11 protein-coding genes are annotated in these 14,006 nt (G+C 73.2%); 6 read left to right on the forward strand and 5 right to left on the reverse strand.

Translation table 11 applies throughout. The features are described 5' to 3' along the window. Positions 1–14: 14 nt before the first annotated feature. The 5 genes from AB0J24_RS20990 to AB0J24_RS21010 all read left to right on the forward strand — a co-directional run bounded on the left by AB0J24_RS20990 (position 15) and on the right by AB0J24_RS21010 (position 7,562). Positions 15–1,124: a glucose dehydrogenase gene (locus AB0J24_RS20990; protein WP_358683805.1), complete on the forward strand. Its 1,110-nt coding sequence runs from the start codon at positions 15–17 to the stop codon at positions 1,122–1,124. 148 nt (positions 1,125–1,272) lie between these two features. Beyond that, positions 1,273–4,305, forward strand: a complete 3,033-nt coding sequence (locus AB0J24_RS20995) for a glycoside hydrolase family 38 C-terminal domain-containing protein (protein WP_358683807.1) — start codon at positions 1,273–1,275, stop codon at positions 4,303–4,305. A gap of 46 nt (positions 4,306–4,351) precedes the next feature. Beyond that, positions 4,352–5,752: an extracellular solute-binding protein gene (locus AB0J24_RS21000; RefSeq protein WP_358683809.1), complete on the forward strand. Its 1,401-nt coding sequence runs from the start codon at positions 4,352–4,354 to the stop codon at positions 5,750–5,752. Beyond that, the gene (locus AB0J24_RS21005; protein ID WP_358683811.1) at positions 5,749–6,675 is read left to right on the forward strand and encodes a sugar ABC transporter permease; all 927 of its coding nucleotides are present in this window, start codon (positions 5,749–5,751) and stop codon (positions 6,673–6,675) included. The genes AB0J24_RS21000 and AB0J24_RS21005 overlap by 4 nt, the downstream gene beginning before the upstream one ends. Beyond that, positions 6,672–7,562 carry a carbohydrate ABC transporter permease gene (locus AB0J24_RS21010; protein ID WP_358683813.1) on the forward strand — a complete coding sequence of 297 codons (891 nt, stop codon included), beginning with the start codon at positions 6,672–6,674 and terminating at the stop codon, positions 7,560–7,562. The genes AB0J24_RS21005 and AB0J24_RS21010 overlap by 4 nt, the downstream gene beginning before the upstream one ends. Before the next feature lie 15 nt (positions 7,563–7,577). Here the strand turns inward: AB0J24_RS21010 and AB0J24_RS21015 are convergent, their stop codons facing one another. The 4 genes from AB0J24_RS21015 to gatC are packed head-to-tail and all read right to left on the reverse strand — an operon-like array spanning position 7,578 to position 12,130. Continuing rightward, the gene (locus AB0J24_RS21015; protein ID WP_358683815.1) at positions 7,578–8,840 is read right to left on the reverse strand and encodes an ROK family transcriptional regulator; all 1,263 of its coding nucleotides are present in this window, start codon (positions 8,838–8,840) and stop codon (positions 7,578–7,580) included. Then, entirely contained in the window at positions 8,809–10,314 is a 1,506-nt protein-coding gene (gene gatB / locus AB0J24_RS21020; protein ID WP_358683817.1) for an Asp-tRNA(Asn)/Glu-tRNA(Gln) amidotransferase subunit GatB, read from the reverse strand. Before gatB ends, AB0J24_RS21015 begins: the two co-directional genes overlap by 32 nt. Beyond that, the gene (gatA, locus tag AB0J24_RS21025; protein WP_358683819.1) at positions 10,311–11,810 is read right to left on the reverse strand and encodes an Asp-tRNA(Asn)/Glu-tRNA(Gln) amidotransferase subunit GatA; all 1,500 of its coding nucleotides are present in this window, start codon (positions 11,808–11,810) and stop codon (positions 10,311–10,313) included. The genes gatB and gatA overlap by 4 nt, the downstream gene beginning before the upstream one ends. Continuing rightward, a complete protein-coding gene (gene gatC / locus AB0J24_RS21030) occupies positions 11,807–12,130 on the reverse strand; it encodes an Asp-tRNA(Asn)/Glu-tRNA(Gln) amidotransferase subunit GatC (RefSeq protein ID WP_358683822.1) in 324 nt (107 codons plus the stop codon). The genes gatA and gatC overlap by 4 nt, the downstream gene beginning before the upstream one ends. 392 nt (positions 12,131–12,522) lie before the next feature. Between gatC and AB0J24_RS21035 the strand changes: the two genes are divergently transcribed. Beyond that, complete coding sequence (locus tag AB0J24_RS21035) at positions 12,523–13,179, forward strand: amino acid-binding protein (RefSeq protein ID WP_358683823.1); 657 nt, start codon at positions 12,523–12,525, stop codon at positions 13,177–13,179. Positions 13,180–13,264: 85 nt separating this feature from the next. Here AB0J24_RS21035 and AB0J24_RS21040 read toward each other — a convergent pair whose 3' ends face one another. Next, positions 13,265–14,002 carry a 3-keto-5-aminohexanoate cleavage protein gene (locus AB0J24_RS21040; RefSeq protein ID WP_358683825.1) on the reverse strand — a complete coding sequence of 246 codons (738 nt, stop codon included), beginning with the start codon at positions 14,000–14,002 and terminating at the stop codon, positions 13,265–13,267. Positions 14,003–14,006 lie beyond the last annotated feature (4 nt).

Raw genomic sequence — 14,006 nt, forward strand, 5'->3', positions numbered from 1 at the left:
TACCGTGGACCACTGTGAACGTCCGCCTGCTGCTGACCGTCGCGGCGCTGCTCGTGCTCGTGACCGGTTGCGCGACGTTCCCCGACGAGGGGCCGCGGGACTGGCGGCCGCAGGCGGAGGGCGAGGGCGAGCTGGGCGGCCCCCCGCAGATCGCGCCGACCGAACCGCCCCCGCCGACCGGTCCCGAGCCGGGCCCGCAGCAGGACCGGCGGCCCGCACCACCGGCCGGTCCCTGCGAGGACCCGGACCCGCAGGTCGTCGCCGCCTGCCTGTCACCGGTCGGCGCGGTCGCCGTCCTGCCGCCCGGTGACCAGGCGCTCGTCGCCGAGCGCCGCACCGGACGGGTGCTGCAGGTGCGGCAGGACGCCGACCCGGTCGAGATCGCGACCGTGCCGGTCGACCCGGCCACCGGGATCACCGGGCTGGTGCTCTCCCCCGGCTACGCCGAGGACCGGCTGGTCTACGTCCTCGCCGGCACGGCCGACGGCGGCCAGGTACTGCGGATCGCCCCCGGTGAACCGCCGAAACCGGTGCTGACCGGGCTGCCGAACTCGGCCGGCGGGCTTGCGGTCGACGGTACCCATCTCCTCGTCGTGACCGGCGCGGGCGAGGGCCCGCTGGCCGGTGCGGTGCTGCGGATCGACACGCTCGGCCGACCCGCGCCGGGCAACCCCGATCCGGCGTCACCGGTGCTCGCCGGTGGACTCCTCGATCCGGGCGGGGTCTGCGTCGACCCGGCCACGGACACCACCTGGGTGACCGACCGGACCCCGGCCCGGGACGTCCTCTACCGGGTCGGGGCGGGCGCGCTCGGGGCCCCGGCCTGGACCTGGCCGGAACGTCCGGGCGTCACGGGCTGCACGGTGCTGCCGGGCACCGTGGTCGTGGCCCAGCCCGGCGCCGAGGCGCTGTACCTGCTCACGCCGGGCCGTGACGGCACCTTCACCGGCGACCCGAAGCCGGTTCTGGAGGGCGCCTACGGAGCGGTCGGCGAGGTGACCCGGGCCCCCGACGGTCTGCTGTGGCTGGGCACGGTCAACCGGGACGGCACGGCGCCGGGCCGTACCGACGACCGGGTGATCCGCATCCAGCCGCCGACCGGCGGCGGGGAGTCCGCGATCTGAGTCGGGCCCGGCCCGGGCCACACACCGAGGAGCGGTCGGGCCGGGCGAGGGGTGCAGTTGAGCAGCGCGCCGTAGCAGACCCCTTGACATATTTTATCCATCATTTTTAGATATTGAGCGGCAGGGTCGCCCAACGGCAGGAGAGCTCGTGCACGACCGCACCCGATTCGTCGTCGACCGCCTGCGGCGCCTCCGGCTGGAGCACCTCGGGAGGGCGCGCTACCGCGAGACCGCACCGCTGGACGTCACGGCCTGGGAAGCGCCCGGCGAACCGGTGGCGTTCGACGAGGCCGTCGGACGGACCTACCTGCCGTTCCCGGTGGGCGCGGGTCACCGCTCGGCATGGGGGCGCCCGTGGGGCACTGTCTGGTTCCACGCGACCGGCACCGTCCCGCAGCACTGGGCGGACGTGCCGGGGACCCGGGCCGAGGTCGTCGTCGACCTGGGATTCACCTCCGACCAGCCCGGGTTCCAGGCCGAGGCCACCGCATGGAGCCCGGACGGCACGATCATCAAGGGGATCGAGCCGTTCAACGCCTACGTCCCGGTCCGCGGTGACTCCGTGGACATCTACCTGGAGGCCGCGGCGAACCCGCGGATCGCCGAACAGGGCTGGTTCGTCCCGACCCCGCTCGGGGATCCGGAGACCGCGGGCAGCGACCCGCTGTACACACTGCGCCGGGCCGACGTCGGACTGCTCGACGAGACGGTGTGGGAGCTGGAACAGGACCTGTGGGTGCTCGAGGGCTGGTTGGACCGGCTGGGCGAGGACTCCGCCCGGCACGCGACGATCGTCTCCGCCGTGGAGGACGCGCTCGACGTCATCGAGCCGCGCGACCTCGCGGGCACGGCCGCGGCGGCCAGGGAGCGGCTCGCCCCTGCGCTGGCCGCGCCGGCGCACGCCAGCGCACACCGGGTCGTCGCCACCGGGCACGCACACATCGACTCGGCGTGGCTGTGGCCGGTCCGGGAGACCGTCCGCAAGTGCGCGCGGACGTTCTCGAACGTGCTGTCGCTAGCCGAGCAGGACCCGTCGTTGCGGTTCTCCTGCTCGTCGGCCCAGCAGTACGCCTGGATCCGCGACACCTACCCCGAGCTGTGGGACCGGCTCCGGGCCGCCGTCGCCGCGGGCACGTTCGTGCCGGTCGGCGGGATGTGGGTCGAGTCGGACACGAACATGCCCGGCGGGGAGGCGCTGGCCCGCCAGCTCGTGGAGGGCAAGCGGTTCTTCCTCGACGAGCTCGGCGTCGAGCCGGAGGAGGTGTGGCTGCCCGACTCGTTCGGATACACCGCGGCGTTGCCGCAGCTCGTCCGCGCGGCCGGGTCGCGGTGGTTCCTGACCCAGAAGATCTCCTGGAACGACACCAACCGGATGCCGCACCACACCTTCCTGTGGGAGGGAGTCGACGGCACCCGGGTGTTCACCCACTTTCCGCCCGTCGACACGTACAACTCCGAGCTGTCGGCCGAGGAGCTGGACCGGGCCCAGCGCCAGTACCGGGAGAAGGGCCGGGCCGGTTCGTCACTGGTCCCGTTCGGACACGGTGACGGTGGCGGTGGGCCCACCCGGGAGATGCTCGCCGCCGCCCACCGGCAGGCCGATCTGGAGGGCGCACCCCGGGTGCGGGTCGGCACGTCGGCCGAGTTCTTCACCGCGGCCGAGGCCGAGTACTCCGACCCGCCGGTCTGGTCCGGCGAGCTGTACCTGGAGTACCACCGCGGCACCTACACCTCGCAGGCCCGCACGAAGCAGGGCAACCGGCGCACCGAGCACCTGCTGCGGGAGGCCGAGCTGTGGGCCGCGACGGCCTCGGTACGCACCGGGGCCCCGTACCCGGCGCAGGACCTGCGCAGGCTCTGGCAGCTGGTGCTGCTGCAGCAGTTCCACGACATCCTGCCCGGCAGCTCCATCGCCTGGGTGCACCGCGACGCCGAGCGCAACCACGCCGCCGTCGCCGTCGAGCTGGAGACGATCATCGCCGGGGCGCTCGACCGGCTGTCCGGGGACGGCGACACCGTGCTGGCCGCGAACGCCGGGCCGTTCCGGCGCGACGGCTCCCCGGCGCTGGGCATCGGTACGGCGGTCCCACCCACCGAGCCCGCAACGACGGTGTGCCGCACCGAGCGGGGTTGGCGGATCGGCAACGGGCTGCTCGACGCGACCGTCGGCAGCGACGGCCGGTTGCACGGCCTGCGCGACCTCGTCGCGGGCCGGGAGGTTCTCGCCCCCGGTGCGACCGCCGGACTGCAGCTGTTCTCCGACATCCCGAACGAGTGGGACGCCTGGGACGTCGACCGGCACTACCGCCGGGTGGAGATCGACCTCCCGCCCGCGACGTCGGTCGAGGAGATCCCGGGCGGGATCCGCGCGTACCTGGAGTTCTCCGCGAGCACCGTGCGCACCGACTACGTCCTCGCGCCCGGGTCCGGGCGCCTCGACGTCACCGTGCACGCCGACTGGCAGGAGCGGCAGAAGCTGCTCAAGCTGGCGTTCCCACTGGACGTGCACGCCGAGCAGGCCACCTCGGAGATCCAGTTCGGGCACCTGCACCGGCCGTTGCACGCGAACACCTCCTGGGACGCCGCCCGGTTCGAGACCTGCGCGCACCGGTTCGTGCACGTCGGGGAGCCCGGTTACGGTGTGGCCGTCGCGAACGACGCGACCTACGGGCACGACGTCACCCGCTCGACCCGGGAGCGGAGCCGCGGGACCGCCGCCGGGACGACGACGCTGCTGCGGCTGTCGCTGCTGCGGGCGCCGCAGTTCCCGGACCCGGAGGCCGACTCCGGTACGCACGTCCTGCGGTGCAGCGTCACCCCCGGTGCGACCGTGCCGGACGCGGTCCGCGAGGGCTACCGGATCAACCTGCCGGTCCGCGAGGTCATCGGTGCCGGACCGGTGGAGCCGCTGGTCTCGGTCGAGGACGGGCCCGGTGCGGACGGGGTCGTGGTGGAGGCCGTCAAGCTCGCCGACGACGGGAGCGGTGACGTGGTCGTCCGGCTCTACGAGGCGCACGGCGGCCGCGCCGACGCCGTCCTGAGGACCGGGTTCCCCTGTTCGGGAGCCGTCGAGACCGACCTGCTCGAACGCCCGCTCGACACCCCGGAGGCCCTCTCGGAGGGGTTGCGGCTGCAGCTGCGCCCGTTCGGAATCAGCACGCTCCGGCTGCGCCGGGGCTGAACCCGCACCACCGGCCACGCAACGACGCGGAAGGACGGTCCCCCTGATGCCGACGGAGCCGACAGGGCCGACGCGCCAGGCGCTCCCACCCTCCCGACCACGCGGGTTCTCCCGCCGCGCCCTGCCGGGTGCGGCGGGAGCGGGCCTGCTGGCCGGGCCGCTGCTCTCCGCCTGCGGGAGCGCCCGCGCTCCCGGGAGCCTGCAGGTGTCGTTCCAGGAGTGGGGCGGCGGCGAGGCCACGGCCCGGTTCCTCGACTCCGCGGCCGCCGAGTTCATGGCGGCCCGGCCGGGGACCTCGGTGGAGGTCATCCCGCTGGTCGCCCCGGAGAACGACTACTTCACGAAGAACGAGCTGATGATGGCGTCGGCACGGACGACGCCGGACATCGTCTACGAGGACACCTTCATCCTGCGGGCCGACATCGCCGCAGGCTACCTGCGCCCGCTCGACGACTACATCGCCGACTGGCCGCTCTGGGACGCCTACGTCGACGTCGCGCAGGACGCGGTGCGCGACGAGGACGGCCGGGTCTACGCGATCCCGGGGCCCACCGACACGCGGGCGATCTGGTACCACCGCAGGGTCCTGGAGCGTGCCGGGATCGAGCTGCCGTGGAACCCGCGGACCTGGGACGACGTGCTGGACACCGCCCGGGCGATCCGCGACCGGGTCCCGGACGTCGTCCCCGCCCTGTTCTACTCGGGCAAGGCGCAGGGTGAGAAGGCCAGCATGCAGGGCCTGCAGATGCTGTTCAACGGGACCGGTTCGGTGCTCTACGACGAGGACACCCGGCGCTGGACGACCGGCGCCGCCGGGATGCGCTCGTCGCTGCGCTTCCTGCACACCTTGTACGGCGAGGGGCTCGGCCCACCGCTGGAGGCCGCGCTGGACCCGAACCTCACCGAGACCGTCTACACGTCGTGGATGCCGGAGGGGACGGTCGGCATGGTAGTGGACGGGAACTGGATCGCCCAGCACTGGGACGACTGGCCGGAGTGGGACTCCGAGCTCGGGCTCGCGCGGATGCCCACCCAGCACGGGCAGGGTCGCGGGTTCGTGACGCTGTCCGGTGGCATGGCCTGGTCGTTGCCGGCACTGGCGCCGGATCCGGACCTGACATGGCAGCTGCTGAGCACGATGATGAGTACCGCGAACGCGACCTCCTGGACGGTCGGCGACAACAAGCTGGCCAACCGGAGCGACGTCGCCGCCGCCCCCGGTTACGCCGGCTACTCCCCGGTCACCGGGTTCTTCACCGATCTCGTCCCGCACGCCGACTACCGGCCCGCCCTGGCCCCGTACCCGCAGATCTCCTCGGCGATCCAGGCCGCGACCGAGGCCGTGATGACCGGGGCGGCGAGCCCGGAGGCCGCCGCCGACGGTTACGACGCCGCGCTCGTCGACATCGTCGGGATCGAGGCGACCACGCCGGAGGTCGCGACGTGAGCGCCGACGTGTCCGCGGACACCGGCACCGGCAGGGCCCCCGTCCGCCGCCGGTCGCGGCGGCGCACCCTGCTCCGCGGCGGGCCGCTGGTGCCCGCCGTGGTGCTCCTCGTGCTGTTCCTCGCCGGCCCCGTCGTCTACAGCGTCTACCTCGCGTTCACCAACCGCGCGCTGCGCGGGGAGGGCTCGGACGTCACGTCGTTCGTCGGGCTGTCCAACTTCACCGATGCGCTCACCTCGCCGGACTTCTGGAACTCGGCCGGGCTCACGCTGGTGTTCACCGTCGTCTCCGCGATCATCGGGCAGAACCTGCTCGGCCTGACCCTGGCCCTGCTGATGCGACGGGCGTCGCGGCCGGTGAGTGCCGTGACCGGGGTGATCGTGGTCGGTGCGTGGATCCTGCCGGAGGTCGTCGTCGGGTACCTCTGGTACACCTTTCTCGCCGGTGACGGATCGTTGAACGCACTGCTGGGCCTGGTCGGACTGCCCGACCAGGAGCTGCTGACGGCGCTGCCGATCATCGCGGTGTCGTTCGCGAACATCTGGCGGGGCACCGCCTTCACGATGCTCGTCTACACGGCGGCGCTCGCCGAGATCCCGGAGGAGATCGAGGAGGCCGCGCGGATCGACGGGGCCGGTCCCGTCCAGCGGTTCTTCGAGCTGACCCTTCCGCTGATCCGCCGCGCGGTCGCCACCAACCTGATGCTGATCACCCTGCAGACCCTCTCGGTGTTCGGGCTCATCTACGTGATGACGGCAGGCGGCCCCGGGACGTCCAGCCAGACGCTCCCGTTGTTCATGTACGAGCAGGCCTTCAGCTACGGCCGGCTCGGCTACGGCACCGCGGTGGCACTGCTCCTGTTGCTCATCGGCGGCATCGCCTCGCTGGGTTACCTGCGGCTGCTCGCGAAGGAGGACGTGTGACGCTCACCTCGACCCGACCGGCCGGTGCCGAGCCGGACGCCGATCCGCCCCCGCTGGGCACCTCCCGGCGCCGCGGGCGCCGACCCGGCCCGGCCGATCTCGCGCTGCTCGCGATCGCCGCGATCTTCTGCATCCCGCTGGCCTGGGTGGTGCTGGCCTCGTTCGACACCGAGGCCTCGCTGGCCGTGGCCTGGCCGGCGCAACCGGGCCTGGACAACTACGCGGCCGTTCTGAACCCCGAGACGACGTTCCGTCCGATGTGGAACTCGGTGCTGCTCTGCGGCGGCGCCACCCTGGTCACGGTGGTCTGCGCGGTGCTCGCCGCCTACCCTCTGTCGCGCTACCGCAGCCGGGCCGCCAGGCCGTTCCTGCTGACGATCGTGTTCGCGACCGGCCTGCCGATCACCGCCATCATGATCCCGGTCTACGCGCTGTTCGTGCAGGTCAATCTGGTCGACTCGATGCCGGCGGCGGTGCTGTTCCTGGCCACGTCGGCACTGCCGTACGCGATCTTCCTGACGAAGGGGTTCATGGACGGCGTCCCCATCGAGATCGAGGAGGCGGCCTGGACGGACGGGGCGACGACGCTGCGCACGCTGTGGGAGATCGTGCTGCCGCTGATGCGTCCCGGGGTGGCCGTGGTCGCGATCTTCACGCTCGTCCAGACCTGGGGGAACTTCTTCGTCCCGTTCATGCTGCTGCTCTCGCCGGACAAGCTGCCCGCCGCGGTCAGCCTGTTCACCTTCTCCTCGCAGTACGGGCAGGTCGCCTACGGCCAGCTCGCGGCGTTCTCGATCCTCTACTCGGCGCCGGTGGTGATCCTCTACCTGATGCTGGGCAGGCGGCTCGGCAGCGGGTTCACCGCGGCGGGCGGGCTGAAGGCCTGACTGTCGGACCGGTGCTCAGCGGATCAGCAGGGTGGCCGGGCTCGGCGAGAACGAGTGCTCCAGAACCAGGCAGGCCGCCCCGACCACCGCCGCGTCGTCGCCGAGGACGCTGCTGCGCACGGCCACCTCGTGCACCCGGCGCGCCTCGGTGGTGGCAGCGACGACCTCGCGCAGGATCGGCAGGAACACCGGCTCGGTGCGGGACCAGGCCGGCCCACCGACGACGACCGCGCCGACGTCGAGCGCGTTGCACAGGGTGACGGCGGCCCTGGCGAGGCGGGCCGCCGAGCGTTCCAGCACCTCGCGGGCGGGCGCGTTCCGCGCCGCGGCGACGCAGAGCCGGGTGAAGGCCGCATCGATCTCGACGTCCCCGGCATCGTGTGCCGAAGGCTCCAGCACCCCGGCGGCGACGGCCTCGCCGACCAGGGTGCGGGGCATGCTGCTCGCGCCGACGCAACCCACCTGGCCGCAGTGGCAGCGCGGCCCGTCCGGCGAGACCATCAGGTGTCCGATCTCGCCGGCGTTGTCGGTGCGGCCGGGCAGCAGCTCGCCGTTCACGACGAATCCCGCCCCGAGCCCGGTGCCCAGGTAGAGGAACACGAAGTCGGCCGGGTCCGGCTCGTGCCACAGCTCACCGACCGCGGCGGCCGCGGTGTCCTTGTGCATGACGACCGGGAGCCCGGTCGCCTCCCGCACCAGCCTGCGCAGCTCGACGCGCTCCCAACCGGGCAGCAGCGGCGCACCGACGACGACACCCGCGCCGGTGTCGACCGGGCCGGGGGTGGCGACGCCGACACCCAGCACCCGCTCGGCGGCGACGCCCGCGGTGACCTCCGCGACCGCGTCGGCAACAGCCGTCGTCAGCCGCTCGGGGCTGGTCGCGGAGGCGGCGACCGTGCGCCGGGACGCGACGACGGCCGCGGTGAGGTCGACCAGGGCCACCGACGTCACGGTGGGGTCCACGTGCACGCCGACGGCGAACCGGCCGGCCGGGTCGAGCCGGATCGGCGCGGCCGGGCGACCCCGCCCGTGCGGCAGCGCCGGAGCCTGCTCGGTGACCAGCCCGCGCTCGGCCAGCCGGCGCACGATGTTCGTGATCGACTGCGCGGAGAGTCCGGTGTGCTCGGAGAGATCCGCCCGGGACAGGCCGTGCCGGGCGCGCCGCAGCGCGTCCAGCACGACCGCCTGGTTGAAGTCCCCGATTCGCGGGAGGTTCGCTCCCCGCCGGGCCCGCGCGCCGGTCAGGTCAGGCCCCGACCCGCTCGATGACCAGCTCACGGACGCGCTTGGCGTCGGCCTGCCCCTTCGTCGCCTTCATGACCGCGCCGACGATCGCACCGGCGGCCTGGACCTTGCCGCCGCGGATCTTCTCCGCGACGTCGGGCTGTGCGGCCAGCGCGGCGTCGACGGCGGCGATCAGCTCGCCCTCGTCGGAGACGACCTTGAGGCCACGCGCGGCGACGACCTCGTCCGGCGAACCCTCACCGTCGAGCACTCCGTCGACGACCTGGCGGGCCAGCTTGTTCGTCAGCTCGCCGCTCGCGACCAGCTCGACCACCCTGGCCACCTGTTCGGGTGTGATCGCCAGGTCAGCGAGCTCCACGGAGCGGGTGTTGGCCTGCTGGGCGAGGTAGGACACCCACCACGAGCGCGCCTCCTGCGACGGGGCCCCCGCGGCGACGGTGGCCTCGACCAGGTCGAGGGCACCGGCGTTGACCAGGTCGCGGATCTCCTCGTCGGAGACGCCCCACTCGTCCTGGATCCGGCGGCGGCGCTCCCAGGGCAGCTCGGGCAGAGTGGCGCGCAGTTCCTCGATCCACTCGGCGCTCGGGGCGATCGGCACCAGGTCGGGCTCCGGGAAGTACCGGTAGTCCTCGGAGGTCTCCTTGCGCCGCCCGGCGCGGGTGTGGCCGGTCTGCTCGTCGAAGTGGCGGGTCTCCTGGACGATCTCGCCCCCGGCGTCGAGCACCGCGGCCTGCCGGCCCATCTCGTGCCGGACCGCGCGCTCCACCGACCGCAGCGAGTTCACGTTCTTGGTCTCGGTGCGGGTCCCGAGGGTCCCGGAGCCCTTCGGCGACAGCGACAGGTTGACGTCGGCACGCATCGAGCCCTGGTCCATCCGCACGTCGGAGACACCCAGCGACTTGATCAGGTCGCGGAGCGCGGTGACGTAGGCACGGGCGACCTCCGGGGCGCGGGCCCCGGTGTCCGGGATCATCTTCGTGACGATCTCGATCAGCGGCACACCGGCCCGGTTGTAGTCGAGCAGCGAGTGGTCCGCGCCGTGGATCCGCCCGGTCGCGCCGCCGACGTGCAGCGACTTGCCGGTGTCCTCCTCCATGTGCGCGCGCTCGATGCCGATCCGGACGACCTCACCGTCGTCCAGGGTGAGGTCCAGGAACCCGTCGACGGCGATCGGCTCGTCGTACTGGCTGGTCTGGAAGTTCTTCGGCATGTCCGGGTAGAAGTAGTTCTTCCGGGCGAACCGGCCCCACGGGGCGATCGAGCAGTTCAGCGCCAGACCGATCCGGATCGCCGACTCGACGGCGGCCCGGTTGACCACCGGCAGCGCACCGGGCAGGCCCAGGCAGACCGGGCAGACCTGGGTGTTCGGTTCGGCGCCGAACTCGGTGGGGCAGCCGCAGAACATCTTGGTGTTCGTGGACAGCTCCACGTGCACCTCGATGCCCATCACCGGGTCGAAACGGGCCACGACGTCGTCGAAGTCCACCAGCTCAACAGCTGCGGTCATGCGGTCACCTCCGGGACCCGGGCGATCAGCGGGCCGCCCTCGTCGGCGTCGCGGGCGGCCTCGAAAGCGGCCCCGACGCGGTACATCACGGCCTCGCCGAGTGCCGGCGCCATGATCTGCAGCCCGGTCGGCAGGCCGTCGGCGAGTCCGGACGGCACCGACATCCCGGCCACCCCGGCCAGGTTCGTCGGAATGGTCGCCAGGTCGTTGAGGTACATGGCCAGCGGGTCGTCGACCTTGTCCCCGATCGGGAACGGCACGGTCGGCGTGGTCGGCGAGACCAGCACGTCGGCCTGGGCGAACGCGGCGTCGAAGTCCCGGCTGATCAGCGTGCGGACCTTCTGCGCCTGGCCGTAGTAGGCGTCGTAGTAGCCCGAGGACAGCGCGTAGGTGCCCAGCATGATCCGGCGCTTCACCTCGGGCCCGAAGCCCTGTTCCCGGGTGTTCGCCATGACCTCCTCGGCGCTGCGGCCCTCCTCCACCCGCAGGCCGTAGCGCATCGCGTCGAACCGGGCCAGGTTCGACGACACCTCGCTCGGCAGGATCAGGTAGTAGGCGGCCATGCCGTACTCGAAATGCGGGCAGGACACCTCGACCAGCTCGGCGCCGAGCTTCTCCAGCCGGCGCAGCGACGCGTCGTACGCGGCGCGGACCCCCGGCTGGTAGCCCTCCCCGCCCAGCTCGCGGACGACGCCGACGCGCAGCCCGGAGAGGTCACCGCTCGCACCCTGCCGGGCGGCCTCGACGACGGCCGGGACCGGCCGGTCGATCGAGGTGGAGTCGCGCGGGTCGTGCCCGCCGATCACCTCGTGCAGCAGCGCCGCGTCCAGCACCGTCCGTGCACAGGGCCCGCCCTGGTCCAGCGAGGAGGCGCAGGCGACCAGCCCGTAGCGGGAGACGCCGCCGTAGGTGGGCTTGACGCCGACGGTGCCGGTGAAAGCGGCGGGCTGGCGGATCGAGCCACCGGTGTCGGTACCGATCGCCAGCGGCGCCTCGTGGGCGGCCAGCGCGGCGGCGGAGCCGCCACCGGAACCACCCGGCACCCGGCTGGTGTCCCACGGGTTGCGGGTGACGCCGTACGCCGAGTGCTCGGTGGAGGAGCCCATCGCGAACTCGTCCATGTTGGTCTTGCCGAGGATCGTGATCCCGGCGGCGCGCAACCGCTCGGTGACGGTGGCGTCGTAGGGCGGCTGCCAGCCGTCGAGGATCCGCGAGCCGCAGGTGGTGGGCATGTCGGAGGTCGTGAAGACGTCCTTGAGCGCCAGCGGCACCCCGGCCAGCGGTGAAGCGGGTCGCTCTCCGGCGGCGAGCGCCTCGTCGGTGCGCTGCGCCGCGGCCAGCGCGGCCTCGGCACCGACGTGCAGGAAGGCGTGCACCACCGGTTCGACGGCGGCGATCCGGTCCAGGTGGGCGCGGGCGGCCTCGACCGCGGACACCTCCCGGGAGTGGATCTTCTCGGCGAGCGCGGCCGCGGTGAGCCTGGTCAGGTCGCTCATGCCTCCTCCCCCAGGATCCGCGGCACCCGGAACCGCCCGTCCTCGGCGGCCGGTGCGCCGGCGAGCGCCTGCTCCTGGGTGAGACCGGGGCGGATCTCGTCGGCCCGGAAGACGTTCTCCAGCGGGACGGCGTGCGAGGTCGGCGGGATGTCGTCGGCGGCGACCTCACCGACCCGTGCCACCGAACCGATGATCACATCGAGCTGGCCGGCGAAGACGTCCAGCTCCTCCTCGGTGACGGCCAGGCGGGCCAGCCGGGCGAGGTGTGCGACCTCGTCCCGGGTGATGGCCCCGCCAGCTGCGGGGGAATCGGTGGTCATGCCCCTCCTCGGGATAATTCGTCACTCGCGGCCCGGGGTGGATCCGGATACGCCCCGGCCCCGGCTGCGCGGTCCCGGCCCCGGCGCCGCGACGACGGTGTCACCGGCTGCGGCCCGCCGGAACATCACCGGACACGCCCTCGGCGGACGAGTGCACCGGTCTGCACCGAGTCTATTCCCGCCGGTCCGGCCGCCGACCGCCCCCCGGTGAGCGCCCCGGCACGCAGCGCAGGCGGGCAGGATGACCGACGCGAGGGCCGGGTGGCAGGATCACTGTTCCCGCCCGGAACCTCCGTGTCGCACCTCGCGCGGAGCGGGTGCGGCCGCACCGCTCCGGCGCGGGTGCACCGGCATGCCACCAGGGCGTCCGAGCAGAGGGAGAGGATCCGTTCGTGTCGTTCCTGCTCCGGGTCGTCCTCCCGGACAAGCCCGGCAACCTCGGGGCCGTCGCCTCCGCACTCGGCGGTGCCGGGGCGGACATCCTCAGCGTGGACGTCGTCGAGCGCAGCAACGGGCAGGCCGTCGACGACATCGCCGTCGAGCTGTCGACGAACCGCCCGCCGGACGTGCTGATCACGGCCGCCGAGTCGGTACCGGGGGTGACCGTCGAGTCGGTGCGCCCGCACACCGGGCAGCTGGACACGCACCGCGAGCTGGAGCTGCTGGACGAGATCGCCGGCGACCCCGGGCACGGGCTGGACCTGCTCGCCGCGGAGGTCCCGCGGCTGTTCCGGGCCGGCTGGGCGCTGGTCGCGGTCAGCGAGGACGGGCGGTCCTACCGGATCGCGGAGAGCTCCGCCGCGCCCGAGACCCGGACCGGCGACCTGCCGTGGCTGCCGCTCGACCGGGCGATCGCCCTCGACGAGCGGCACTGGGTGCCCGAGCCGTGGCGGGCGATGGACACCGAGCTGGCCGCGGCTCCGTTCGGATCGGGCGTGCCGCCCAAGACCCTGGTGGTGGGACGGCCGGGCGGCCCGGTGTTCCGGCCCTCCGAGCTCGCCCGCCTCGCGCACCTCGCCGGCATCGTCGCCACCGTCCTGAAGGCCTGACACCCGGTACGCACCCCTTGGCCCCGCTGCACACCTGTTGCGGTGGGTGTGCAGCGGGGCCAAGGGGTGTGTACCCGATCCTCGCTCAGACCCGGATGGACAGTGCGGTGCGGACGAGGTCGTCGTTGCCGGTGGCCAGCCAGCCGTCCGGCCGGACCAGGACGTCCTCGAAACCGATCCGGGTGTCGATGTTGACCCGGGTCGCGTACTCCAGGACCGGCCAGGCGCCCTCCTCCTCACCGTGCAGCAGCACGGGGACGGGCGGCTGGCCCAGCGCGCGCAGGATCCGGATGCCTTCGGCCACGGCGGTCTCCGGATCGACGACGGTCGACTCGGCGATCACCCGGCGGGTGCCCGGCGGCAGACCGTTCTGGCGCAGGGTCACCGCGTCGCCACTGGTCCAGACGCCCAGCTCGACGGCGATGCCGACCGACCAGGCGGCCCGGCAGACGTCGGTCCAGCCCAGCTCGTGCACATTGACGCCGCACACGTCGGGCTTGCCGGAGCCGAGGCGGCCCCAGGCCAGCACGGTCTCCACCCGGTCGGCCGGGTCCGGCTGGATCCACCGGCCGGTCGGGACGCCGACCTCGATGCCGGGGGCCTCCTGGCGGATCAGCGCGACGACGTCACCGACGACGGCGGGCTCGATCGTCTCCAGGCCGTCGTCGTCACGCGGGTGGACGTGCACCGAGGTGACGCCGAGCCGGGCGACCGCGCGGGCGTCGCGGGCCAGATGGCGTGGCAGCACCGGGAGGGCCGGATGGGCATCCGCCGGTCGTGACCCGTTGAGCGCCGCCTGCAGCACCGTGTTCCTCCGCTTCACCCGT

The sequence above is a fragment of the Pseudonocardia sp. NPDC049635 genome, assembly GCF_040659795.1.
GTDB lineage: Bacteria > Actinomycetota > Actinomycetes > Mycobacteriales > Pseudonocardiaceae > Pseudonocardia.

Bases quoted from the DNA above. Each gene is read 5' to 3' on its own strand.
- AB0J24_RS21000 (WP_358683809.1), top strand. From the start codon at position 4,352: ATGCCGACGGAGCCGACAGGGCCGACGCGCCAGGCGCTCCCACCCTCC.
- gatB (WP_358683817.1), bottom strand. From the start codon at position 10,314: ATGACCGCAGCTGTTGAGCTGGTGGACTTCGACGACGTCGTGGCCCGT.
- gatA (WP_358683819.1), bottom strand. From the start codon at position 11,810: ATGAGCGACCTGACCAGGCTCACCGCGGCCGCGCTCGCCGAGAAGATC.
- gatC (WP_358683822.1), bottom strand. From the start codon at position 12,130: ATGACCACCGATTCCCCCGCAGCTGGCGGGGCCATCACCCGGGACGAG.